The sequence below is a fragment of the Pseudomonas sp. FG35 genome (assembly GCF_057809295.1).
In genome coordinates, this window is the sequence record NZ_JBMDJR010000004.1 from 392,854 (window position 1) to 416,955 (window position 24,102).

Below are 24,102 nucleotides of genomic sequence, written 5' to 3' on the forward strand. Positions count from 1 at the left end.
CCCATGATTAAAGATCCCTTTGCAAGACTCGGCCTCGACCGCGAAGTCCTGACCGTCAGCCAGCTCAACGGCCGCGCGCGGGTGTTGCTCGAAGACGTGTTCAGCAACATCTGGGTCGAAGGCGAAATCTCCAACCTCGCCCGCCCGGCGTCCGGCCACGTGTATTTCACGCTCAAGGACAGCGGCGCGCAGGTGCGTTGCGCACTGTTCCGGCAGAACGCCGCGCGGGTGCGTCAGGCGCTGAAGGATGGCCTGGCAGTCAAGGTGCGCGGCAAGGTCTCGCTGTTCGAAGGGCGTGGCGACTATCAACTGATCCTCGACACCGTGGAGCCTGCCGGCGACGGTGCGCTGCGCCTTGCTTTCGATGCCCTGAAGGAAAAGCTCAGCGCCGAAGGCCTGTTCAGTGCCGAGCGCAAGGTGCCGCTGCCGGCCCATCCGCAGCGCATCGGCATCATCAGTTCGCCGACCGGCGCGGTGATTCGCGACATCATCAGCGTGTTCCGCCGCCGCGCGCCGCAAGTACAACTGACGCTGATTCCCACCGCCGTTCAGGGCCGCGAAGCCACCGCGCAGATCGTCCGCGCCCTGAAACTGGCCGATGCCCGTGGCTTCGACGCGCTGATCCTGGCCCGTGGCGGCGGCTCGCTGGAAGACCTGTGGTGCTTCAATGAAGAGGCGGTGGCCCGGGCGGTGGATGCCTGCGTTACGCCGATCGTCAGTGCAGTCGGGCATGAAACCGATGTGTCGATCAGCGACTTTGTGGCTGACGTGCGCGCGCCTACACCGTCCGCTGCTGCTGAACTGCTTGCCCCGGATTCCAGCCACCTGATCCGACAGGTCGAAAGCCTGCATCGCCGGCTGGTGATGCGCATGCGTGATCGCCTGATGCGCGATCGATTGCGCCTCGAAGGCATGACCCGCCGCTTGCGCCATCCCGGCGAACGTCTGCGCCAGCAGGCACAGCGTCTGGATGACCTGGACATGCGCATGCGCCGCGCTTTCGAGCGCCAGCTCAATACCCGTCGCGAACGCTTGATCCGCCTGGAAACCCGCCTCGCCGGGCAACATCCGGGACGCCAACTCGCGCTGCTGCGCCAACGCCTCGACAGCCTCGCCGAGCGCCTGCCACGCGCCATGAACGAAGGCCTGAAACGCCGTCGCCTGCAGTTGCAAAGCCAGATGCAGACCCTGCACGTGGTCAGCCCGCTGGCGACTCTCGGCCGTGGCTACAGCATTCTGCTGGATGAACGCGGCAACGCGATCCGCAACGCCGCGCAAACTCACACCGGTCAGCGCCTCAAGGCCAGACTGGGCGAAGGCGAACTGCAAGTGCGCGTCGAGGACAATCACCTGACGCCCGTCACTCTCTCTTTACTGGACTGATCCATGCCGCGCTTTCTCGCTCCGCTGCTGTTGCTGTGCCTGACCTTCAACGCTCACGCCGACAGTTACATCACCCGCCTGCTGAACAAACCGGTGCCGGGCGGCGTGGCTGTCGTCGATCTGGGCACCGCTGCGCAAGCGCCGAAAGCCACGTATCAGGGCAAACCGGTGCTGGTGGTCAAGGAACAGAACAACTGGCTGGCGATTGTCGGCCTTGCGTTGACCGTCAAACCCGGCATTCAGCAGATCAGCAGTGGCGGCCGCAACCTCAATTTCAGTGTCGGCAACAAGAAATACCCGGAACAGCACATCACCCTGAAGAACACCCAGCAGGTCAATCCGAACCCGGCCAACCTCAAGCGTATCGAGGGCGAGCTGGCCGAACAGATCAAGGCCTACCGCAGTTTCAGCCCGAACACCCCGAGCAACCTGCTGCTGGACAAACCGGTCAACGGGCCGCTGTCGAGCAAGTTCGGCGTGCGCCGTTTCTTCAACGGTGAAGAGCGTAATCCGCACGCAGGTCTGGACTTCGCGGTGCCGGCCGGCACGCCGATCAAGACTCCGGCAGCGGGCAAGGTGATCCTGATCGGTAACTACTTCTTCAATGGCAACACCGTGTTCGTCGACCACGGCCAGGGCTTCATCAGCATGCTCTGTCATATGTCGAAAATCGATGTGCAGAACGGCCAGCAACTGGCGCGCGGCGCGGTGGTTGGCAAGGTGGGCGCCACTGGTCGCGCGACCGGGCCGCACATGCACTGGAACGTCAGCCTGAACGATGCGCGGGTCGATCCGGCGATTTTCATTGGGGCTTTCCAGCCTTGATTTCAGGCTGAAGCCCTTCCAGCAGGGATTGCGCACGACGATTGGTCCGCGCAATCCCCGCAAACAAATACAGCCATATCAAGAATAAAATCTCGGAAAAAACCGCTTTCCGGGTATTCCTCTCAATTTTTTTCGACTGCTTGCCATCCTCATCCCCCGCGGTTAGGGTTGAAGGCATGAAAACCTCTCACACCCTCATTCAGCTTCGCCAGCACCGCAGCCTGTGCCTCGTCAGCGCACGACTGCCGGGCTGAATCGCTGCACCTCGTCCCACGCTTTTCCAAGAACGTTCGTTCCACCGGCAGGCCGCCTCTTTTCGGCCCAGACAATAAGGAATTTCCCGATGAGCATGCTCAAAGACCCGTCTTCGAAATACCGCGCGTTTCCAGTGATCAACCTGCCGGATCGCACGTGGCCGTCGAAAACCATCGATGCCGCGCCAATCTGGTGCAGCTCCGACCTGCGTGACGGCAACCAGTCGTTGATCGAGCCAATGGACGCGGTGAAAAAGCTGCGCTTCTGGAAAACCCTGGTGCAGGTGGGCGTGAAGGAAATCGAAGCGTCGTTCCCGGCCGCTTCGCAAACCGACTTCGACTTCGTGCGTACCCTGATCGAGGACGGCCACATCCCGGACGACACCACCATTCAGGTGCTGACCCAGGGCCGTGAAGACCTGATCGAGCGCACCTTCGAATCCCTGCGCGGGGCGAAGAAAGCCATCGTTCATCTGTACAACGCCACCTCCCCTTCTTTCCGTCGCATCGTTTTCAACCAGGACAAGGACGGGATCAAGGCCATCGCCGTGAACGCCGCCAAGCTGTTCGTCAAATACGCGGCCATGCAGCCGGACACCGAGTGGACCTTCGAGTACTCGCCGGAAACCTTCAGCGCCACCGAACTGGAATTCGCCAAGGAAGTCTGTGACGCGGTGATCGAGGTCTGGAACCCGACGCCTGAGCACAAGATCATCCTCAACCTGCCGGCCACCGTTGAATGTGCGACCCCGAACGTCTACGCCGACCAGATCGAGTGGTTCCACCGCAACATCAACCGCCGTGACAGCGTGATCATCAGCCTGCACACCCACAACGACCGCGGCACTGGCGTGGCCGCCACCGAGCTGGGCCTGATGGCCGGCGCCGATCGCGTCGAAGGCTGCCTGTTCGGCAACGGCGAGCGTACCGGTAACGTCGACCTCGTGACTGTGGCACTGAACATGTACACCCAGGGCATCAATCCTGAGCTGGACTTTTCCGACATCGACGGCGTGCGCAAAGTCGTCGAAGAGTGCAACCAGATCCAGGTTCACCCGCGTCACCCGTACGTCGGCGACCTGGTGCACACAGCGTTCTCCGGCTCCCACCAGGACGCGATCCGCAAGGGCTTCGCCCAGCAGAAACCGGACACCCTGTGGGAAGTGCCGTACCTGCCGATCGACCCGGCCGACATCGGCCGCAGCTACGAGGCGGTGATCCGCGTCAACAGCCAGTCGGGCAAGGGCGGCATCGCCTACCTGCTGGAGCAGGAATACGGCATCAGCCTGCCACGTCGCATGCAGATCGAATTCAGCCAGGTCGTGCAGCGTGAAACCGATCGCCTGGGCCTGGAGATGACCGCGCAGCAAATCCACGCGCTGCTGCACAGCGAATATCTGCAAGCCAACACCCCGTACGCGCTGGTCAGCCATCGCCTGCAGGAAGAAAACGGTAACAGCGCCGTCGAAGTGGAAGTGGCGAGCAAAGGTCAGGGCGAAACCAATCTGCACTGGCGCGGCAAGGGCAACGGCGCGCTGGAAGCCCTGGTGGCCGGTCTGCCGATTCCGGTGGAAATCATGGACTACAACGAACACGCCATCGGCGCGGGCACTAACGCCAAGGCGGCAGCCTACATCGAGCTGCGTGTGAACGGCGAACGTGCGGTGCACGGCGTGGGCATCGATGAAAACATCACCACCGCCAGCTTCAAGGCACTGTTCAGCGCGCTGAACCGCTCGCTGAGCCAGCCGGAAGCGAAAGCGGCGTAACTGACCGCTGCAATGCAAAAGGCCCCGGGGTTTGCACCTCGGGGCCTTTTTATTGCTTCTTCTGATCGTTCCCACGCAGAGCATGGGAACGATCAGGCGCCTCGTGACTATCAGGTGAACTCGAAGGTGTCCGCATCCAGATTCGCCGGGAACCGCTCGCGGTAAGCCGCCAGTGAAGCCGCTTCCAGAACCACCTTGAACACCCCGTCAGCCTCTCCCGCCGCCAGCAACGTCTCGCCCTGAAAATCCAGCACCTGACTGTCGCCGGTATAGGCAAAGCCCTTGCCATCGGTGCCAACCCGGTTGACCGCCGCCACATAGCACAGGTTTTCGATGGCCCGGGCCGGCAGCAAGCGGTTCCAGTGCTGACGCCGCGCGCCCGGCCAGTTGGCCGTGTACAGCAACAGATCGGTGTCCTGAGCGTCGCGGCTCCACACCGGGAAGCGCAAGTCGTAGCAAATCAGCGGACGCACCCGCCAGCCCTTGAGCTCGAACTGCACCTGACGCTCGCCGGGGGTGTAGTGATTGTGCTCGCCGGCCATGCGGAACAGGTGACGTTTATCGTAATGCAGCACTTCGCCGTCCGGCCGCGCCCACAGCAAGCGGTTGCGATGACTGCCGTCGGCGGCCTGGATGATCACGCTGCCGGTGACGACCGCGTTCAGTTTCGCCGCCTGGATCCGCAGCCATTTGCTGGTCGGGCCGTTTTCGGATTCGGCCAGGGTTTCGGACGCCATGGAGAATCCGGTGGTGAACATTTCCGGCAAGATGATCAGATCCGCACCGCGCGCCTGCTCCAGCAAGGCGTCGAAATGCTCGAGGTTGGCCTGACGGTCATGCCAGGCCAGGCTGGTCTGGATCAGCGCCAGATTGAGATCGGGCAACGCACTCAAATCACGCATAGTTTGGCCGCCGCTTCCCGCAGCGTCTCCTCACGTTTGGCAAAGCACAGGCGCACCAAGCGCTGGCCTTCGGGTGGATGCTGGTAGAACACCGACACCGGAATACTTGCCACGCCGTGCTCGCGGGTCATCCACATCGCCATCTCGACATCGTTCAGGTCAGGGCGAATCTGCGAGTAATCGACCAGTTGGAAATAAGTGCCGGTGACCCGGGTGAAGCTGAATCGCGACGGCGCGAGCAAATCACAGAACAGATCGCGCTTGGCCTGATAGAAGCCTGGCAGCTCTTCAACGTGTTCCGGATGCTCGGCCATGTAATCGGCCAGGGCATACTGCAACGGTGTCACACCGCAGAAACTGACGTACTGGTGCACCTTGCGCAGCTCCGCCGTCAGGGCCGGCGGCGCCACGACGTAACCGGTTTTCCAGCCTGTGACGTGATAGGTCTTGCCGAACGAGCTGACCACGAATGCGCGCTGATACAACTCTTCATGGGCCAGCACGCTGACGTGCGGCACACCGTCGAACACCAGGTGTTCGTAGACTTCGTCGCTGATCACATAGATGTCGCGATCACGGATCAACGCCGCCAACTGATCCAGTTCGGCGCGACTGATCAAAGCACCGCTCGGGTTATGCGGGGTGTTGAGGATGATCATCCGCGTGCGCGGGCTCAGGGCTGCGCTGAGTCTGTCGAAGTCGATGGAGAAATCTTTCAGGCCCAGCTGCACATGCACGCAGCGCCCGCCGGCCAGTTCCACCGCCGGCTCGTAGCTGTCGTAGGCCGGGTCGAACACGATGACTTCGTCGCCAGTGCGGATAACCGCCTGGATAGCGCAGAAGATCGCCTGGGTTGCGCCCGGGGTCACGGTCACTTCAGTGTCGGCATCGACGTTGGCGCCATAACTGCGGGCGATTTTCGCAGCGATCTGCTGGCGCAGCGCCGGCAGGCCGGTCATGGGCGAATACTGGTTATGGCCGCTGGCGATGTGTCGACCGACTGCATCGCGCAGTGCCTGCGGGCCGTCGAAATCGGGAAAACCCTGGGAAAGGTTGATCGCTCCGGTCTGCGCCGCGAGCTGAGACATCTGCGTGAAAATAGTGATGCCGACATTCGGCAGCTTGCTGGTGATCATCGGGGTTCCCTGCTCTGCCCCGGCTCTGACGACGGCGCGGGAGAGCCCGAGGATAGCCCATCCGGCGCCCATAAAAAAAGGGCGCCAAACGGCGCCCCTTCTCTTTGTTCGCAACGACCTTACTTCTTGTCGCGGCGCTTCTTGCTGGCTTTCTTGTTGTGCGACATCAAGCGACGCTTCTTGTTGACCTGGCGGTCGGTCAGCGTGTTCTTGTTGCCTTCGTACGGGTTCTCGCCACCCTTGAACTCGATACGGATCGGCGTACCGACCAGTTTGAGCACACGGCGATAAGTGTTCTCCAGATAGCGCACGTACGACTTCGGCACTTTCTCGATCTGGTTGCCGTGGATCACGATGATCGGCGGGTTCGCACCACCCAGATGAGCGTAACGCAGCTTGATCCGGCGGCTGTTGACCATCGGCGGCTGGTGCTCGCTGACCGCGTCTTCGAGAATCTGCGTCAGGCGGCTGGTCGGCCAGCGGGTGACCGCGGACTTGAACGAGTTCTGCACCGAGGCGTAGAGGTTGCCCACGCCAGTACCGTGCAGTGCCGAGATGAAGTGGATATCGGCGAAGTCAACGAAGAACAACCGACGCTGTAGCTCGACCTTCACGAAGTCGCGCTCGCTCGGGGTCATGCCGTCCCATTTGTTGATCGCGATCACCAGCGCACGACCTGCTTCAAGGGCGAAGCCCAGCAGGTTGAGGTCGTGATCGACCACGCCTTCGCGGGCGTCCATCACGAAGATCACCACGTTGGCGTCTTTGATCGCCTGCAGGGTTTTGACCACGGAGAATTTTTCGACTTCTTCGTGGATCTTGCCGCGCTTGCGCACACCGGCGGTGTCGATCAGCGTGTACTTCTCGTCGTTACGCTCGAACGGGATGTAGATACTGTCGCGGGTGGTGCCGGGCTGGTCGTAGACGATTACCCGGTCTTCACCAAGCATGCGGTTGACCAGGGTCGACTTGCCGACGTTCGGACGGCCGATGATGGCAATCTTGATCCCGTCTTTTTCGCTCGGCCCAGGAATGCGCTTGGCTTCCTCGCCTTCGGCGACCACTTCTTCCTCTTCACCTTCGGCCGGCTCGTCATCATCGCGCGGGAAGTCGCTCAGGGCGGCTTCCAGCAATTGCGTGATGCCGCGACCGTGGGCGCCGGCGATCGGGATCGCGTGGCCCATGCCCAGCGGGGCGAATTCGGCGCGGGCCATTTCCGGGTCGATGTTGTCGACCTTGTTGGCCACCACGTGGGAGCGCTTGTTACGTTTGCGCAAGTGTTCGGCGATCATCTGGTCGGCGGCGGTGAAACCGGCCTTGGCATCTACCAGGAACAGAACGACATCCGCTTCTTCGATGGCCAGCAGCGACTGCTCGGCCATTTTTTCGTCCATACCATGCTCGTCACCGGAGATACCGCCGGTGTCGATCAGAATGTAGGAACGCCCTTGCCACTTGGCCTCACCGTACTGGCGATCACGGGTCAGACCGGACAAGTCGCCGACGATGGCGTCGCGAGTCCTGGTCAGGCGGTTGAACAAGGTGGACTTGCCGACGTTCGGTCGGCCCACCAGGGCGATTACGGGAACCATGCGGCTCTCCACTTCGTTATTTCAGAAAATACAAAAGCCGCTGCGAGGCAGCGGCTGGTGCTCGGGGCAACACCCGTGGGTGCTGCAAACCCTGCAGAAGCAAGGCCGCCTGGGGAATTAACCCCAAGCATAGTTGTTACTTGATGGTCAGGGCTTCCAGTTTGCCGCTGTTGCCATACACATAAATCGTGTCACCCACCACCAGCGGACGGGCACGCAGGCCGTCGCTGTCGATGCGCTCGCGGCCGACGAAGCGACCGTCCACCTGACTCAGCAGGTGCAGGTAACCTTCCAGGTCACCGACTGCAACGTAGCTGGAGAACACTTCCGGCGCCGACAGTTGACGACGGGCCAGCGAGTCGTTACTCCACAGTGCTGTGGTGGAACGCTCGTCGACGCCTTCAACGGTACCCGACGACAGGCTTACGTAGACGTTGCCGAAACCCTGGGCAACACCGGCGTAGCTCGACGCGTCGCGCTGCCAGAGTTGACGGCCGCTTTCCAGATCCAGTGCCGCAACGCGACCCTGATAGCTGGCGACGTACAGGGTACCGCCGGACAGCAGCAGACCGCCGTCGATGTCGACCACGCGCTCCAGTTCCGAACGACCTTGTGGAATCGCGATCCGCTGTTCCCAGACCGGCACGCCGTTGGAAATGTCGAGCGCGACCACTTTACCGGTCGACAGGCCAGCCACCGCGAGGCGGTTGGTGACGATCGGTGCGCTGGTGCCGCGCAGGGTCAGTACGGCTGGCGTGCTGTCATACACCCAACGTTGGTTGCCGGTGGCCGCGTCCAGACCGATCAGACGATCGTCCTGGGTCTGTACCACCACCACGTCACCGTTGCTGGCCGGTGGCGCGAGGACTTCGCTGTTGACGCGCGAGCGCCACTTCTCTTCGCCGTTGATGGCGTCGAGGGCAACGACTTCACCGCGCAGGGTGCCGACCATGACCAGACCGTAACCCACGCCAACGGCGCCGGACACAGGCAGTTCGAGGTCTTTCTTCCATTTCACGTCGCCGTTGCCGCGATCCAGGCCCATCACGATACCGGTCACGTCGGCCGCGTAGATGGTGTCACCGTCGATCGCCGGCACCAGCATGTTGTACGTTTCGCCCTGACCGTCACCGATCGAGCGGCTCCACTGCTTGTGCAGGACCACTTCTTCCTTGAAGTCGGTCAGCTCGGCCGGTGGCAGTTCTTTTTTGCTGTTGCTGCTGCAACCCGCGGCCAGAATGGCCAGAGCCAGCAATGCTGCATGCTTCCAACGGATCACGTCACGCATCCCCTTTGGCCAGGTCGTCCAGCTTGATTTGAAGGCCACCGACCGCCGCTTCATCCGACAGTGCTGCCTTGGCTTTTTGATACGCCGCGTTCGCTTCGTCGGTACGGCCCAGCTGTACCAGCAGGTCGCCCTTGAGTTCTTCGCGAGTGGCCAGGAACGACTTGTCGGCATCGCCTTCGAGCAGTTTCAGGGCTTCGTCGGCCTTGTTCTGTGCGCCCAGTACCTGCGCCAGACGCTGACGGGCGATTTCGCCCAGCGCCGGGTTGGCCGGTTTGGCAACGATGGCCTTGAGTTCGGTCGCCGCGTCGTCCAGCTTGCCGCTGTCGACCGCTACCTTGGCCACGAACAGGCTGCCGTACTGCGCGTAGGCAGAACCGCCGAATTCGCTGTTGAGCTTGCCGGCCAGATCCGCAACGCGCGCGGCGTCAGGCTTGCCGTCCGGGGTCAGCGTGGTTTCCAGCAATTGCTGATAGAGCACCGAGGCGCCTTGCGACTGGTTGCTCTGATACTTGTGATAAGCCTGCCAGCCGAACACGATGACCAGCGCCAACAGGCCGCCGGTGACCAGAGGTTTGCCGTTGCGTGTCCACCAGTCCTTCAAATCCGCCAACTGTTCGTCTTCGGTACTCGACACCCCAATACTCCTTAATCGCTAAATCGGCTGTTTGGACAGCTTCAACCCTGCACGACGCAGGTGGCCAGGTGTGCAGCGAGCGCATCCCAGGCAATGCTTTGTTGTTCGCCCTGGCCACGCAGGGGTTTGAAACCTACCACTTGCTGGGCCATTTCGTCGTCACCGAGGATCAGTGCGTACAGCGCACCGCTCTTGTCGGCTTTCTTGAACTGGCTCTTGAAGCTGCCGGCGCCGGCATTGACTTGCAGGCGCAGGTTGGGCAGTTGGTCGCGTACACGCTCGGCCAGGGCCAGACCGGCCAGCTCTGCTTCTTCGCCGAAGGCGCAGAGATAGACGTCGACCTGACGGGAGATTTCTTCCGGGATCTGCTCCAGGGTTTCCAGTAGCAGTACCAGACGCTCAATGCCCATGGCGAAACCGACGCCCGGGGTCGGCTTGCCGCCCATCTGCTCGACCAGACCGTCATAGCGCCCACCCGCGCAAACGGTGCCCTGGGCGCCGAGCTTGTCGGTGACCCATTCGAATACGGTTTTGCTGTAGTAATCCAGACCACGCACCAGCTTCGGGTTCAGCACGTAAGGAATACCGACGGCATCCAGACGGGCCTTCAGGCCTTTGAAGTGGGCACGGGATTCGTCATCCAGGTAGTCGGCCATTTTCGGCGCATCGACCAACACCGCTTGAGTGTCGGCGTTCTTGGTGTCGAGCACGCGCAGCGGGTTGGTTTTCAGGCGACGCTGGCTGTCTTCGTCCAGTTTGTCGTGGTGCGCCGAGAGGTACTCGACCAGCGCTTCACGATAACGGCCGCGGGATTCGCTGGTGCCGAGGCTGTTGAGTTCAAGCTTGACCGCATCGCGGATGCCCAGCTCGCCCCACAGGCGCCAGGTCATGATGATCAGTTCGGCGTCGATGTCCGGACCGTCGAGGTTGAACACCTCCAAACCGATCTGGTGGAACTGGCGATAACGGCCTTTCTGTGGACGCTCGTGACGGAACATCGGGCCGATGTACCAGAGTTTCTGTACCTGGCCACCGCCGGTGATGCCGTGTTCGAGCACCGCACGTACGCACGCGGCCGTGCCTTCCGGACGCAGGGTCAGCGAGTCGCCGTTGCGGTCTTCGAAGGTGTACATCTCTTTTTCGACGATGTCGGTCACTTCACCGATCGAGCGTTTGAACAGCTCGGTGAACTCGACGATTGGCATGCGGATCTGCTTGTAACCGTAATTATCCAGCAGACGCGAAACGGTGCCTTCGAAATAACGCCATACCGGCGTCTGTTCCGGCAGGATGTCGTTCATGCCACGAATGGCTTGCAGAGACTTGCTCACAGAAATTCCTTAATTCGTTCGATCAGCCGCGCGCGATAACCGCTGCGTCAGCTTCGACCTTCTCGGCCGCTTTCTCGCGGATCAGCTTTTCCAGCTCGTCCACCAGATTGTCATTCGTCAGTTTCTGCGACGGCTTGCCGTCGATGTAAATCAGGTTTGGCGTGCCGCCGGTCAAGCCGATATGGGCTTCCTTGGCTTCGCCGGGGCCGTTGACCACGCAACCGATCACCGCGACATCCAGCGGCACCAGCAGGTCTTCAAGGCGCCCTTCCAGCTCGTTCATGGTCTTGACCACATCGAAGTTCTGCCGCGAGCAGCTCGGGCAGGCGATGAAGTTGATGCCACGGGAACGCAGATGCAAAGACTTGAGAATGTCGTAACCGACCTTCACTTCCTCGACCGGGTCGGCCGCCAGCGAGATGCGGATAGTATCGCCAATCCCCTCGGCGAGCAGCATACCTAGGCCCACGGCGGATTTCACTGTACCAGAGCGCAATCCACCGGCCTCGGTGATGCCCAGGTGCAGTGGCTGAACGATTTCCTTGGCCAGCAGACGGTAGGCTTCAACGGCCATGAACACGTCGGAAGCCTTCACGCTGACCTTGAAGTCCTGGAAATTCAGGCGTTCGAGATGCTCGACGTGACGCAGGGCGGACTCGACCAGCGCGGCCGGCGTCGGCTCGCCGTATTTCTTTTGCAGGTCTTTTTCCAGCGAGCCGGCGTTGACGCCGATGCGGATCGGGATCCCGCGGTCACGGGCGGCATCGACCACCGCACGCACGCGGTCTTCGCGACCGATGTTGCCCGGGTTGATGCGCAGGCAGTCCACACCCAGTTCGGCCACGCGCAGAGCGATCTTATAGTCGAAATGGATGTCGGCAACCAACGGCACCTTGACCAGTTGCTTGATCTTGCCGAACGCCTCGGCGGCGTCCATGTCCGGCACCGAAACGCGGACGATGTCGACGCCGGCGGCTTCCAGACGGTTGATCTGCGCGACGGTGGCAGCGACGTCATTGGTGTCGCTGTTGGTCATGCTCTGCACAGCGATAGGGGCATCGCCGCCCACGGGCACGTTACCGACCCAGATCTTGCGCGATTCGCGACGTTTGATTGGAGATTCGCCGTGCATGACTTATTGACCCAACTTCAGGCGAGCAGTCTCGCCACTGGTGAACGGAGCGACATCGACCGGCTGGCCGTTGTAGCTGACCTGCGCGCCACGGGCAACGCCCAGACGCACGGCAAACGGAGGCTTGCCGACGACAGACAAGCTGTCGCCCTTACGCTTGAGGCCGCTGTACAGCACTTTGCCGCTGCCATCGGTCACTTGAGTCCAGCAATCGGCGATGAACTGCACCTGAACCTGGCCTTGACCAGCAGCCGGAGCAACGGGCGCTGTCGGCGCGGGTGCCGCGACGGCCGGAGCTGCCGGGGCAGTAACGGTCGGTGCAGGCGTGGCCGGAGCGGCAGGTGCCGGATTTGCAGGAGCAGCAACCACAGGCGCTGGCGTATGAGCCGGTGCAGTCGGAGTAGCGGCTGGCGCAGCAGGTGCCGGAGCAACCGGTGCAGTCGCTGGAGCCGCGGCATCGGTCTCGGCGCCGGTCGATTCAGCCGTGGATTCCGATTGAGGCAGTGCCAGAGCGGTCGAGCCCTCGGCTTCGCCTTCCGCGACTGCCTGATCTTCCGGCTCGTCGAGCGGATGAATCTGGGTGGTGCCATCGGCGCCTTCGACTTCGACGTGCTCCGGGGCCAGGCCAATCAGGTCCTTGGTGCGCTGCGAAGTCTGATCCTGCCACCAGACGAAACCACCGCCGATGACTGCGATCAGCAGCAACAGGCTGACGATACGCAAAATGGTGTGGGAAACCCGTACCGGCTCTTCGATACGGCCCAGAGCGTGGACGTTGCTGCCTTGGGAATCGGTGCCGGTAGACTGGTCGAATTGCTGGACCAGAACGGTCTGATCCATGCCGAGCAATTTGGCGTAGGCGCGAATGTAGCCGCGAGCGAAGGTATGCCCGGGCAACTTGTCGAATGCGCCGGCTTCAAGATTGCTCAGGGAAGTCACGGTGAGGTTGAGCTTGAGGGCCACTTCGGCCAGCGACCAGCCATTGCTTTCGCGGGCCTGGCGCAGGGTCTCACCGGGGTTAACGCGATTCGCTGCTACAACTTCGGGATGCGCCGCTTTCATCATTGCTCCGACAGGTATTGCTGATATTCCGGCGTACCGGGATAGAGTCGTTTTAATTGCAGGCCCGCACTGGCGGCCTTGTCGCGATCTTCAAATACTTTTGCCAACCGAACGGCGAGCAACAGACTACGTGCATTTTGCTCGGAGAGCTGGCTGAAACGGTCGTAATAGTCACGCGCGGGCACATAATGCCTGTCTTCGAATGACAACTCAGCCATTTCCAGCAATGCCCGTGGCTGCTGGCGGTTCAAACGCAGCGCCTTTTCCAGCTGCTGCTGCGCCAGATCACGCTGACCGAGCTTTGCCGCCGTCATGCCGAGGTTCTCGAACACCCGCGAACGCTCAGGATACAGGGTATCGGCGGCCGCCTGTTCAAAACGCTCGTAGGCTTCCTTGTAACGCTGTTCTTCGTAGAGAAAACTGCCGTAGTTGTTGAGGATGCGCGCATCGGCGGGACGGGAGGACAAGGCTTTGCGGAAGTGTTCGTCAGCAAGCCCAGGTTCCATTTCGGCCTGGAACACCAGCCCCAGCGCGGCGTTGGCGTCGGGATCCGACCCGTCCAGCTCCAAGGCTTTCTTCAGTGGAACCTTGGCCCGTTCGGTCATGCCCTGCTGCAAGTATCCCAATCCCAGCTGCACGTAGGCAGCTCGCGCTTCGTCACGGCCCTTGCTGGTCTTCATCGGGTTGTAGTCGCCCGACAGGACACAACCAGCACACAGGCTGGCCAACAGCAACAGCAGCGCAAAGCGCAGGGACATAGAGATCCTCTCTTAGTTAGTGTTCGCGGCGTTCTGTGCCAGATCGCTGTCGGCGCTCAATTCGCGGACGGCGATGTAACGTTCGCTGCGACGGGTGCGATCCAGCACCTGCCCTACCAATTGACCACAAGCCGCGTCGATGTCTTCACCACGGGTGGTGCGCACGGTGACGTTGAAACCGGCCTGGTGAAGCTGATCCTGGAACCGGCGGATGGCGTTGTTGCTCGGCCGCTCGTACCCGGAATGCGGGAACGGGTTGAACGGAATCAGGTTGATCTTGCACGGAATATCCTTGAGCAGCTCGATCATTTCCACCGCGTGCTCAAGCTTGTCGTTGACGTCCTTGAGCAAGGTGTACTCGATGGTCAGCACACGTTTCTCGCCAAGGGCGGACATGTAGCGCTGGCACGACTCGAGCAGCATCTTAAGCGGATATTTCTTGTTGATCGGCACCAATTGGTTACGCAATGCGTCATTCGGTGCGTGCAGGGACAACGCCAGGGATACGTCGATGTGCTTGGCCAGCTCATCGATCATCGGCACCACACCCGAAGTGGACAGGGTCACGCGGCGCTTGGAGATCCCGTAGCCCAGGTCATCCATCATCAGATGCATGGCGGCCACGACGTTGTCGAAGTTCAGCAGCGGTTCGCCCATGCCCATCATCACCACGTTGGTGATGGCGCGGTCGATGGTAGCCGGAACACTGCCGAAGGATTTGTTGGCAATCCACACCTGGCCGATGACTTCGGCGGCGGTGAGGTTGCTGTTGAAGCCTTGCTTGCCGGTGGAGCAGAAACTGCAGTCCAGGGCACAGCCTGCCTGGGACGAAACGCACAGAGTGCCGCGTTTGCCCTGGGGAATGTAAACGGTCTCGACGCAGCTGCCGGACGCCACGCGCACCACCCATTTGCGGGTGCCGTCGCTGGAAATGTCCTCGCTGACCACTTCGGGACCACGGACCTCAGCAACAGCCTTGAGCTTTTCGCGCAAGGCCTTGCTGACGTTCGTCATGGCGTCGAAATCATCGACGCCAAAGTGGTGAATCCATTTCATTACCTGACCGGCACGGAAACGCTTCTCCCCGATTGAGTCGAAGAATTTTTCCATTTCCGGCTGGGTCAGACCCAGCAGGTTGTTTTTAACAGTCGATGTCGTCATGGATTCACCTTCACTCTTAAGCCAATGCTTAGCGAGTGGTTACTTCAGTAGCTGCGAAGAAGTAAGCGATTTCGCGAGCAGCAGCGGCTTCGGAGTCCGAACCGTGAACGGCGTTGGCGTCGATCGATTCAGCGAAGTCAGCACGGATGGTGCCTGGAGCAGCTTCTTTAGGGTTGGTAGCGCCCATCAGCTCACGGTTGCGAGCGATGGCGTTTTCGCCTTCCAGAACCTGAACGACAACAGGACCCGAAGTCATGAAGGCAACCAAGTCGCCGAAGAAACCACGAGCGCTGTGCTCAGCGTAGAAGCCTTCGGCTTCGGCTTTCGACAGTTGCTTCAGTTTCGAAGCTACAACGCGCAGGCCAGCGTCTTCGAAGCGAGTGGTGATCTTGCCGATCACGTTTTTAGCAACGGCGTCAGGCTTGATGATGGAGAAAGTACGTTGAACAGCCATGGTGTAACTCCAGAAACGGTAATTTGCGAAAAATTAAACCCGCGAATTATACGCGGGTTCTTGGGTATTGCCTAACCTGCGAGGACGATCAGTCCAATTCATCGGCCCAGAGAGTCTGAACCGCCTCCAATACCTTCTCGCCGACACGACCAGAGGTATTGTCGAAGTCCGGCAGCTCTTGGATCCACTGCTGCAACTCGACGAAATTGACAGAATACGGATCTACACCCGGCTTGGCCTCAGCCAGCTCTTCTGCAATACGTTGAACATCATTCCAACCGTAGCTCATGACAGTCTTACCAGTCAGTGCGGCGCTTCGGCCGCATGGTTAAGCGAATATTTCGGAATCTCGACGGTGATGTCTTCTTCACCGACGATCGCCTGGCAAGCCAAGCGCGACTGGGCTTCCAGACCCCAGGCACGATCGAGGAAATCTTCCTCCAACTCGTCGGCCTCTTCCAGCGAGTCAAAACCCTCGCGAATGATGCAGTGACAAGTGGTGCAGGCGCAGACGCCGCCGCAGGCGCTTTCCATCTCGATGTGGTGCTCGTGAGCCAGTTCGAGGATCGACGTGCCAGGCGCAGCGTCGACGACCATGCCTTCAGGGCAGAACTTCTCGTGGGGCAGAAAAATGACCTGCGGCATCAGATATCCTCGATTTCATTCAGATTGCGCCCCGACAGAGCGGCTTTCACCGTCTGATCCATACGACGGGCTGCAAAAGCATCGGTCACTTGCGACAGACGCTTGGTCTGCTGCTCGATGGCATAACCATCAGTGCCTTTCATCAGTTCGGTCAGTTCCTGCACCTGCAGATCGATGACCATGCGCTCTTCGGCATCTAGCAAGCGCTCGCCATCCGCCTCAAGAGCGCCCTGCACCGCTTCGATCAGGCGCTGGGCATCGACTTGTTGCTCGCGAAGAACGCGGGCGACTTTGTCATCGTTGGCGTGCTGGAACGAATCTTTCAGCATCTTGGCGATTTCGCCATCGGTCAGGCCATAGGATGGCTTGACCTGAATGCTCGCTTCAACGCCCGAACCCAATTCACGGGCAGAGACGCTGAGCAGACCGTCGGCATCGACCTGGAAGGTCACGCGAATTTTCGCCGCACCGGCCACCATCGCCGGGATGCCGCGCAACTCGAAGCGAGCCAGAGAGCGGCAATCGCTGATCAGCTCACGCTCGCCTTGCAACACGTGGATCGCCATGGCCGACTGGCCGTCTTTATAAGTGGTGAAGTCCTGGGCGCGAGCGACGGGGATGGTGGTGTTGCGCGGAATCACCTTCTCCATCAGGCCGCCCATGGTTTCCAGCCCCAGGGACAGCGGAATCACGTCGAGCAGCAGCAGTTCGCCGCCATCGCGCTTGTTGCCGGCCAGCGTATCGGCCTGGATCGCAGCACCAATGGCCACCACTTGATCCGGGTCGATTTCGGTCAGCGGCTGACGACCGAAGGCTTCGGCGACGGCTTCGCGAACACGTGGAACCCGGGTCGAACCACCGACCATGACCACGGCGTGCACATCTTCCAGCTCGACGCCGGAATCACGAACGGCGCGGCGACAGGCTTTCAGGCTGCGGGCGACCATTGGCTCGATCAGCGCATCGAAGGCTTCGCGAGTCAGCTGAGCCTTCCAGTCGCCGTAAGCAACTTCAACACTGTCAGAATCCGTCAGGGCTTCTTTGGCTGCGCAGGCAGCTTGCAGCAGGCTGCGCTGTGCGCCCGGATCGAGGTCGGCGGACAAACCGGCGCTCTCGATGATCCAGCCGGCAATCGCGTGATCGAAATCATCGCCGCCCAGCGCGCTATCGCCGCCAGTGGCCAGGACTTCGAAGACACCGCCAGTCAGGCGCAGAATCGAAATATCGAAGGTGCCGCCGCCCAGGTCATAAATCGCGACCAGGCCTTCGGCATGCTGATCCAGACCGTATGCCACCGCCGCAGCGGTCGGCTCGTTGAGCAGACGCAACACGTTCAGACCGGCAAGTTTCGCCGCGTCCTTCGTAGCTTGGCGCTGAGCATCGTCGAAGTACGCCGGAACGGTGATCACCGCGCCCACCAACTCACCGCCAAGGGTGGCTTCAGCGCGCTGACGCAATACTTTCAGGATATCGGCGGACACTTCGACCGGGCTTTTCGGGCCCTGCACGGTGTCGATGAACGGCATGTGCGATTCGCCGCCGACAAAGCGGTACGGCAGCTGATCGCCCAATTGCTTGACGTCGGACAGACCACGACCCATCAGGCGCTTGACCGACAGCACGGTATTCAGGGGATCGGAGGATGCAGCCAGTTTGGCTGACTCGCCGACTTCGATGCGATCGGCGTGGTAACGCACGGCGGAAGGCAGGATGACCCGCCCTTCGGCATCGGCCAGCGGCTCGGAAAGACCACTGCGCAACGCAGCGACCAGCGAATTGGTAGTACCCAAGTCGATCCCCACAGCCAGACGACGCTGGTGCGGTTGAGGACTTTGGCCGGGTTCGGCGATCTGCAGTAGGGCCATCGTGATCAGGACTTATCTGTATATCAGGCGTGCGACCGGAGCGGCACTGGGTTAATCGTCGAGGCGCTCTTCTAACTGGCGCACTTCGTAGGTGAGCTTGTCGAGGAACTGCATGCGCCGCATCAGGCGTTCGGCCTGTTCGCGTTGCGCTGCATCATCCCAACAGGCTGCGAAGCTTTCGTTGAGCTCTTCCTGGGCGGTTTTCAGGCGACGCTTGAAAGCCGCGACACCGGCCAGGTCGGCACTGTCCTGCAGATCTTCGAGCTCTTCGCGCCATTGCATCTGCTGCAGAAGAAACTCGGGATCGTGGACAGTGACTTCCATCGGCACTTCATGCCCGCTGATGGTCAGCAGGTAGCGTGCACGCTGGGCCGGACTCTTGAGTGTCTGGTAGGCATCGTTGAGCCGCGCAGACTGCTCCAGCGCTGACCGCTGCTCGCGCTCGGAAGCATCGGCAAAGCGGTCAGGATGAACACCGCGCGCCAGCTCACGATAGCGCGTGGCCAACTGCTCGAGATCCAGACGAAAGCCCGGTTGCAGCTCGAATAAAGCGAAATGACAAGGAATACCCACGACAAGCCTCAGATGTTGAAGCTTTCGCCGCAGCCACATTCACCGCGTACGTTGGGATTGTTGAACTTGAAGCCTTCGTTCAATCCTTCCTTGACGAAGTCGAGCTCGGTGCCGTCGAGGTAGGCCAGGCTTTTCGGGTCGATGATCACTTTCTCGCCGTGACTTTCGAACACCTGATCTTCTGCAACCACCTCGTCGACAAACTCCAGCACGTAGGCAAGGCCGGAACAGCCTGTGGTGCGAACACCCAGACGAATCCCTTCACCCTTGCCGCGCCCGTCGAGGGAGCGCCGCACGTGTCGAGCAGCCGCTTCTGTCATGCTGATAGCCATCGTTGACTCCTTACTCGTCGCCAAATCTTGAAAGTCAGATCAAGCCTTTCTTCTGCTTGTAATCGCGAACGGCCGCTTTGATAGCGTCTTCAGCGAGAACCGAGCAGTGGATTTTCACTGGCGGCAGAGCCAGTTCTTCGGCCAGCTGAGTGTTCTTGATGGTTTCAGCTTCGTCCAGAGTCTTGCCCTTCATCCACTCGGTAGCGAGGGAGCTGGAGGCGATAGCCGAACCGCAGCCGTAGGTCTTGAACTTGGCGTCTTCGATAACGCCCTGATCGTTGACCTTGATTTGCAGACGCATCACGTCGCCGCACGCCGGAGCGCCGACCATGCCGGTGCCGACATCAGGATCTTCCGCGTTCATCTTGCCGACGTTGCGCGGGTTTTCGTAGTGGTCGATGACCTTTTCGCTGTAAGCCATGATTCTCAATCCTCACTCATCAGGGCCGCTCTTGAGACCCTGCAACTGCGCTGCGTAAACCGCCGCGTCGCTACAGGATCTGTATCCGGCGGCTTCTATATTTAGTGTGCCGCCCACTCGATCTTCGAGATATCGACGCCGTCTTTGTACATGTCCCACAGCGGCGACAGAGCGCGCAGCTTGGTAACGGCCTCGCAGACTTTCTGCGCGGCGTAGTCGATTTCTTCTTCGGTGGTGAAACGGCCGAAGGTGAAACGGATCGAGCTGTGTGCCAGTTCGTCGTTGCGGCCCAGGGCGCGCAGTACGTACGAAGGCTCAAGCGACGCCGAGGTGCAGGCCGAACCGGACGAAACCGCCAGATCCTTGAGCGCCATGATCAGCGACTCGCCTTCAACGTAGTTGAAGCTCAGGTTCAGGTTGTGCGGAACGCGGGCGGTCAGGCTGCCGTTGACGTACAGCTCTTCCAGGTGCTCGACCTGCTTGTAGAAGCGGTCGCTCAATGCCTTGATACGGACGTTTTCGGCAGCCATGTCTTCCTTGGCCACACGGAACGCTTCGCCCATGCCGACGATCTGGTGAGTCGCCAGGGTGCCAGAACGCATGCCACGCTCGTGACCGCCACCGTGCATGGTCGCTTCGATGCGCACACGCGGCTTGCGGCTAACGTACAGCGCGCCGATACCTTTAGGGCCGTAGGTTTTGTGGGCGGAGAACGACATCATGTCGACTTTCAGTTTCTGCAGGTCGATTTCGACCTTGCCAGTGGACTGAGCGGCGTCAACGTGGAACAGGATGCCTTTGGAACGAAGCAACTCGCCGATGGCGGCGATGTCGTTGACGGTGCCGATTTCGTTGTTCACGTGCATTACCGACACCAGGATGGTGTCTTCGCGCAGCGCGGCTTCGATCATGGCCGGGGTGATCAGGCCATCTTCGGTCGGGTCGAGGTAGGTGACTTCGAAACCTTCACGCTCCAGCTGGCGCATGGTGTCGAGAACAGCCTTGTGTTCGATCTTGGAGGTGATCAGGTGCTTGCCCTTGGAGGCATAGAAATGTGCCGCACCCTTGATTGCCAGGTTGTCGGACTCGGTGGCACCGGAGGTCCAGACGATTTCACGCGGGTCGGCGTTGACCAGATCGGCCACCTGACGACGGGCGTTTTCGACGGACTCTTCGGCTTTCCAGCCGAACACGTGGGAACGGGACGCCGGGTTACCGAAGTTTCCGTCGACCAGCAGGCATTCACTCATTTTTTGCGCAACGCGCGGATCGACCGGGGTGGTCGCAGAGTAATCAAGGTAAATCGGCAATTTCATGGACTATCTCCTAAATCAGGCTGGCTGGCGTGCCGCTAGCTCTCTGGCTGTCATTCGACGGCGGACGCTTCAATCTTGTCCAGGCGCGGCGCCTTGCCATTGCAACGACGCTGATCCTGACGCTGGGCCACTTCCTGCACCTCACGGCGAGTTACGAGGTCGGCCAAGCTGATACCGCTGAGAAATTCGTGAATCTGCAGGCTCAGGTCGCACCACAGGTGATGGGTCAGGCAGGTGTCACCGGAGTGGCAGTCGCCCTGGCCCTGGCATTTTGTTGCATCGACCGATTCGTTCACCGCATCGATCACCTGAGCCACCTGGATGCCCTGCATGTCGCGGGACAACTGGTAGCCACCGCCCGGACCGCGAACACTGGAAACCAGGTTACTGCGGCGCAGCTTGGCGAAAAGCTGTTCGAGATAGGACAGGGAGATGCCTTGGCGCTCGGAGATATCGGCCAGGGACACCGGCCCGTGTTGCGCGTGCAACGCCAGGTCAAGCATGGCGGTCACGGCGTATCGGCCTTTTGTAGTCAGTCGCATGGACAATTACCACGGAGTTCGGAATGGGCGGGAGTATGCAATTCCCGAGCATTTAAGTCAACTATAAGACCTAGTGCTTTAGTCGGGTTTACCCGCAAAAGAGCGCGCGAATGATAGCAGGGTCTGCGGCCTAATGGCACACCGGTCGGCAGCAGCCCTGCAAGTGCGTCAGTGGAGCTTGGATTCGCCCTTGCCCTTGACGCAGGCGAAGTCTTCTTCACGCAGCTCGGGCAGATCTTTCGCACAGTAATTGCTGCCCAGATCCTTCAGCGCGCCGCACATTCCTTCCAGACGCCCATCCACCGCTTGCAGGTGATCAAGCAACTGGCCGATGGCACGCGCCACCGGATCGGGCATGTCTTCACTGACGCCGTAGGCATCGAAGCCGATCTTCTCGGCCATCGCCTTGCGCTTGGCGTCGGCCTCATCATCGGACTTGACGATGATCCGTCCCGGAATCCCGACCACGGTGGCACCCGGTGGCACTTCTTTGGTGACGACAGCATTGGACCCGACCTTGGCGCCGGCACCCACAGTGAACGGGCCGAGCACCTTCGCACCTGCGCCCACCACCACGCCATCACCGAGGGTCGGATGACGCTTGCCCTTGTTCCAGCTGGTGCCGCCGAGCGTCACGCCCTGATAGATCGTCACGTCATCGCCGATTTCAGCGGTTTCGCCAATCACGATGCCCATGCCGTGGTCGATGAAGAAGCGTCGACCGACCTTGGCACCCGGATGGATCTCGATCCCGGTCAGCCAGCGACCGAAGTTCGACACCAGCCGCGCCAGCCATTTCAGATCGTTGCGCCAGAGCATCCCGGCCAGTCGATGAATCCAGATCGCATGCATGCCGGGGTAGCAGGTCAGGACTTCAAAAGCGTTACGCGCCGCCGGGTCTCGGTGGAATACGCTCTGGATATCTTCACGCAAACGCTCGAACATCATTAATCCTTCCGCTTAAGGAGCTCGCCACGGGCCGCTTTCTGGGTTTCCGTGAGGATGCCACGCAAAATATTCATTTCCGCCCGGCTGACCGAGCTGCGTCCATACAACCGGCGCAGGCGCGCCATCAAGTGCCGCGGCTTTTCCGGATCGAGGAATTCGATGGCCACCAGGGTCTGCTCCAGGTGTTCATAGAACCGCTCCAGCTCATCCATGGTCGCAAGCTCTGCGCTTTTCACGGAGGCCACTTCTTCCTTCTCGATCTTGGTCGGCTGGCCTTGTGCAGCCAGCCACGCCATGCGCACTTCATAACTCAACACCTGCACCGCCGCCCCGAGGTTCAGCGAGCTGAATTCAGGATCGGAGGGGATGTGCACGTGATAGTGACATCGCTGCAGCTCGTCATTGGTCAGGCCGGAATCCTCACGACCGAACACCAGCGCGATTTCCGCGCCCTGCCCGGCCTCCTCGACCACTTTGGTCCCGCACTCGCGCGGATCCAGCAATGGCCAGGGAATGCGCCGGTCACGGGCACTGGTGCCGAGCACCAGATTGCAACCGACCAAGGCGTCTTCCAAAGTGGCGACGACTTGCGCGTTTTCAAGGATGTCACCGGCACCGGAAGCACGGGCATCGGCTTCGTGATGCGGGAAGACTCGCGGATCAACCAGCACCAGCCGCGACAGGCCCATGTTTTTCATGGCGCGCGCGGTCCCGCCGATGTTTCCCGGATGGCTGGTGTTGACCAGGACGACACGAATATTTTGCAGCACGGCGGGCGCTCTCGGACTCGGCAAAGGGGTGCAAATCTTACAGAACAGCCTACCGTTAAGCTATGAAAGCGAACAGCGACCTTCACCTGAAGAAAAGTTCTGATAGAATGCGCGGCTTTCTTTAACAACCTTAGGTGACACATCCATGCAGCCCATGCTGAATATCGCGCTGCGCGCCGCCCGCAGCGCCAGTGAACTGATCTTCCGCTCCATCGAGCGCCTGGATACCATCAAGGTCGACGAAAAAGACGCCAAGGATTACGTATCCGAGGTCGATCGCGCCGCCGAACAGAAAATCATCGACGCCCTGCGCAAGGCTTACCCGAATCACTCGATCATGGGGGAGGAGACCGGCCTGCATGCCGGCACCGGCATCGAAGGCGAAGAATACCTGTGGATCATCGATCCACTGGACGGCACCACCAACTTCCTGCGCGGCATTCCTCACTTCGCTGTCAGCATTGCCTGCAAATACCGTGGTCGCCTGGAACACGCCGTTGTTCTGGATCCGGTTCGTCAGGAAGAATTCACCGCCAGCCGTGGTCGCGGCGCTCAACTGAACGGTCGTCGCCTGCGTGTCAGCGGTCGCACCAGCCTGGACGGCGCCCTGCTCGGCACCGGTTTCCCGTTCCGTGACGACCAGATGGACAACCTCGACAACTACCTGGGCATGTTCCGCGCCCTGGTTGGCCAGACTGCCGGCATCCGCCGCGCCGGTTCGGCAAGCCTGGACCTGGCTTACGTAGCCGCCGGCCGTTTCGACGCGTTCTGGGAGTCGGGTCTGTCCGAGTGGGACATGGCCGCTGGCGCCCTGCTGATTCAGGAAGCAGGCGGCCTGGTGAGCGACTTCACCGGCGGTCACGACTTCCTTGAAAAAGGCCACGTCGTTGCCGGCAACACCAAATGCTTCAAGGCAGTTCTGACGGCGATCCAGCCGCACCTGCCGGCCTCGCTGAAGCGCTAAGCGTTTCGCGAAACCAAAAAAACACCCTTCGGGGTGTTTTTTTAT

Annotated in this window: 26 protein-coding genes; 4 read left to right on the forward strand and 22 right to left on the reverse strand. The window is 60.7% G+C overall.

From position 1 onward, the window contains the following. Positions 1-3: 3 nt before the first annotated feature. Both xseA and ACODTD_RS10780 read left to right on the forward strand, forming a co-directional pair. The gene (gene xseA / locus ACODTD_RS10775) at positions 4-1,383 is read left to right on the forward strand and encodes an exodeoxyribonuclease VII large subunit (protein ID WP_007956669.1); all 1,380 of its coding nucleotides are present in this window, start codon (positions 4-6) and stop codon (positions 1,381-1,383) included. Positions 1,384-1,386: 3 nt separating this feature from the next. Then, entirely contained in the window at positions 1,387-2,208 is an 822-nt protein-coding gene (locus ACODTD_RS10780; RefSeq protein ID WP_489104830.1) for a peptidoglycan DD-metalloendopeptidase family protein, read from the forward strand. Here ACODTD_RS10780 and ACODTD_RS10785 read toward each other — a convergent pair. Next, positions 2,186-2,386, reverse strand: coding sequence for a hypothetical protein (locus ACODTD_RS10785; protein WP_201816550.1), 201 nt, complete (start codon positions 2,384-2,386; stop codon positions 2,186-2,188). The genes ACODTD_RS10780 and ACODTD_RS10785 overlap by 23 nt on opposite strands. A gap of 165 nt (positions 2,387-2,551) precedes the next feature. On the opposite strand from ACODTD_RS10785, the gene leuA reads away from it, so the two are divergent. Beyond that, the gene (gene leuA, locus ACODTD_RS10790; RefSeq protein WP_108563179.1) at positions 2,552-4,231 is read left to right on the forward strand and encodes a 2-isopropylmalate synthase; all 1,680 of its coding nucleotides are present in this window, start codon (positions 2,552-2,554) and stop codon (positions 4,229-4,231) included. 110 nt (positions 4,232-4,341) lie between these two features. Here leuA and ACODTD_RS10795 read toward each other — a convergent pair whose 3' ends face one another. From ACODTD_RS10795 to trmJ, 21 genes are all read right to left on the reverse strand, one after another. Then, positions 4,342-5,133, reverse strand: a complete 792-nt coding sequence (locus ACODTD_RS10795) for an amidohydrolase (RefSeq protein ID WP_041475425.1) — start codon at positions 5,131-5,133, stop codon at positions 4,342-4,344. Continuing rightward, entirely contained in the window at positions 5,121-6,269 is a 1,149-nt protein-coding gene (locus ACODTD_RS10800; RefSeq protein ID WP_011335805.1) for a pyridoxal phosphate-dependent aminotransferase, read from the reverse strand. Before ACODTD_RS10800 ends, ACODTD_RS10795 begins: the two co-directional genes overlap by 13 nt. 119 nt (positions 6,270-6,388) lie before the next feature. Continuing rightward, entirely contained in the window at positions 6,389-7,861 is a 1,473-nt protein-coding gene (gene der / locus ACODTD_RS10805; RefSeq protein ID WP_007956675.1) for a ribosome biogenesis GTPase Der, read from the reverse strand. Between the two features lie 136 nt (positions 7,862-7,997). After that, positions 7,998-9,149: an outer membrane protein assembly factor BamB gene (gene bamB / locus ACODTD_RS10810; protein WP_085610920.1), complete on the reverse strand. Its 1,152-nt coding sequence runs from the start codon at positions 9,147-9,149 to the stop codon at positions 7,998-8,000. Next, entirely contained in the window at positions 9,142-9,783 is a 642-nt protein-coding gene (locus ACODTD_RS10815) for a tetratricopeptide repeat protein (protein ID WP_011335807.1), read from the reverse strand. The genes bamB and ACODTD_RS10815 overlap by 8 nt, the downstream gene beginning before the upstream one ends. 41 nt (positions 9,784-9,824) lie before the next feature. After that, entirely contained in the window at positions 9,825-11,114 is a 1,290-nt protein-coding gene (gene hisS / locus ACODTD_RS10820; protein ID WP_011335808.1) for a histidine--tRNA ligase, read from the reverse strand. 22 nt (positions 11,115-11,136) lie between these two features. Further along, complete coding sequence (gene ispG, locus ACODTD_RS10825; protein WP_007956680.1) at positions 11,137-12,246, reverse strand: flavodoxin-dependent (E)-4-hydroxy-3-methylbut-2-enyl-diphosphate synthase; 1,110 nt, start codon at positions 12,244-12,246, stop codon at positions 11,137-11,139. Between the two features lie 3 nt (positions 12,247-12,249). Beyond that, positions 12,250-13,308 (reverse strand): RodZ domain-containing protein, encoded by a 1,059-nt coding sequence (locus ACODTD_RS10830; protein ID WP_011335809.1) that lies wholly within the window; start codon positions 13,306-13,308, stop codon positions 12,250-12,252. Continuing rightward, positions 13,308-14,066, reverse strand: a complete 759-nt coding sequence (gene pilW, locus ACODTD_RS10835; protein WP_011335810.1) for a type IV pilus biogenesis/stability protein PilW — start codon at positions 14,064-14,066, stop codon at positions 13,308-13,310. The genes ACODTD_RS10830 and pilW overlap by 1 nt, the downstream gene beginning before the upstream one ends. Positions 14,067-14,078: 12 nt before the next feature. Next, positions 14,079-15,227 carry a dual-specificity RNA methyltransferase RlmN gene (gene rlmN / locus ACODTD_RS10840; RefSeq protein ID WP_011335811.1) on the reverse strand — a complete coding sequence of 383 codons (1,149 nt, stop codon included), beginning with the start codon at positions 15,225-15,227 and terminating at the stop codon, positions 14,079-14,081. Between the two features lie 28 nt (positions 15,228-15,255). Next, a complete protein-coding gene (gene ndk, locus ACODTD_RS10845) occupies positions 15,256-15,681 on the reverse strand; it encodes a nucleoside-diphosphate kinase (protein ID WP_039765715.1) in 426 nt (141 codons plus the stop codon). Between the two features lie 88 nt (positions 15,682-15,769). Continuing rightward, positions 15,770-15,970, reverse strand: a complete 201-nt coding sequence (iscX, locus tag ACODTD_RS10850; RefSeq protein ID WP_011335813.1) for a Fe-S cluster assembly protein IscX — start codon at positions 15,968-15,970, stop codon at positions 15,770-15,772. Positions 15,971-15,984: 14 nt separating this feature from the next. Beyond that, the gene (fdx, locus tag ACODTD_RS10855; RefSeq protein WP_007956685.1) at positions 15,985-16,326 is read right to left on the reverse strand and encodes an ISC system 2Fe-2S type ferredoxin; all 342 of its coding nucleotides are present in this window, start codon (positions 16,324-16,326) and stop codon (positions 15,985-15,987) included. Continuing rightward, complete coding sequence (hscA, locus tag ACODTD_RS10860; RefSeq protein WP_221615272.1) at positions 16,326-18,191, reverse strand: Fe-S protein assembly chaperone HscA; 1,866 nt, start codon at positions 18,189-18,191, stop codon at positions 16,326-16,328. The genes fdx and hscA overlap by 1 nt, the downstream gene beginning before the upstream one ends. Positions 18,192-18,242: 51 nt before the next feature. Next, positions 18,243-18,764, reverse strand: a complete 522-nt coding sequence (gene hscB, locus ACODTD_RS10865; RefSeq protein ID WP_011335815.1) for a co-chaperone HscB — start codon at positions 18,762-18,764, stop codon at positions 18,243-18,245. Positions 18,765-18,772: 8 nt separating this feature from the next. Then, positions 18,773-19,096: an iron-sulfur cluster assembly protein IscA gene (gene iscA, locus ACODTD_RS10870; protein WP_003227904.1), complete on the reverse strand. Its 324-nt coding sequence runs from the start codon at positions 19,094-19,096 to the stop codon at positions 18,773-18,775. A 34-nt stretch (positions 19,097-19,130) separates the two neighbouring features. Next, entirely contained in the window at positions 19,131-19,517 is a 387-nt protein-coding gene (iscU, locus tag ACODTD_RS10875) for a Fe-S cluster assembly scaffold IscU (RefSeq protein ID WP_003227907.1), read from the reverse strand. A 101-nt stretch (positions 19,518-19,618) separates the two neighbouring features. Continuing rightward, the gene (locus tag ACODTD_RS10880; RefSeq protein WP_007956689.1) at positions 19,619-20,833 is read right to left on the reverse strand and encodes an IscS subfamily cysteine desulfurase; all 1,215 of its coding nucleotides are present in this window, start codon (positions 20,831-20,833) and stop codon (positions 19,619-19,621) included. Between the two features lie 50 nt (positions 20,834-20,883). Next, positions 20,884-21,375: a Fe-S cluster assembly transcriptional regulator IscR gene (gene iscR, locus ACODTD_RS10885; protein WP_007956690.1), complete on the reverse strand. Its 492-nt coding sequence runs from the start codon at positions 21,373-21,375 to the stop codon at positions 20,884-20,886. 168 nt (positions 21,376-21,543) lie between these two features. After that, positions 21,544-22,320 (reverse strand): serine O-acetyltransferase, encoded by a 777-nt coding sequence (gene cysE / locus ACODTD_RS10890; protein ID WP_011335816.1) that lies wholly within the window; start codon positions 22,318-22,320, stop codon positions 21,544-21,546. Positions 22,321-22,322: 2 nt separating this feature from the next. Then, positions 22,323-23,093, reverse strand: coding sequence for a tRNA (cytosine(32)/uridine(32)-2'-O)-methyltransferase TrmJ (gene trmJ, locus ACODTD_RS10895; RefSeq protein WP_007956692.1), 771 nt, complete (start codon positions 23,091-23,093; stop codon positions 22,323-22,325). A 145-nt stretch (positions 23,094-23,238) separates the two neighbouring features. On the opposite strand from trmJ, the gene suhB reads away from it, so the two are divergent. Then, positions 23,239-24,057 (forward strand): type III secretion system regulator SuhB, encoded by an 819-nt coding sequence (gene suhB, locus ACODTD_RS10900; protein WP_007941397.1) that lies wholly within the window; start codon positions 23,239-23,241, stop codon positions 24,055-24,057. Positions 24,058-24,102: the final 45 nt, after the last annotated feature.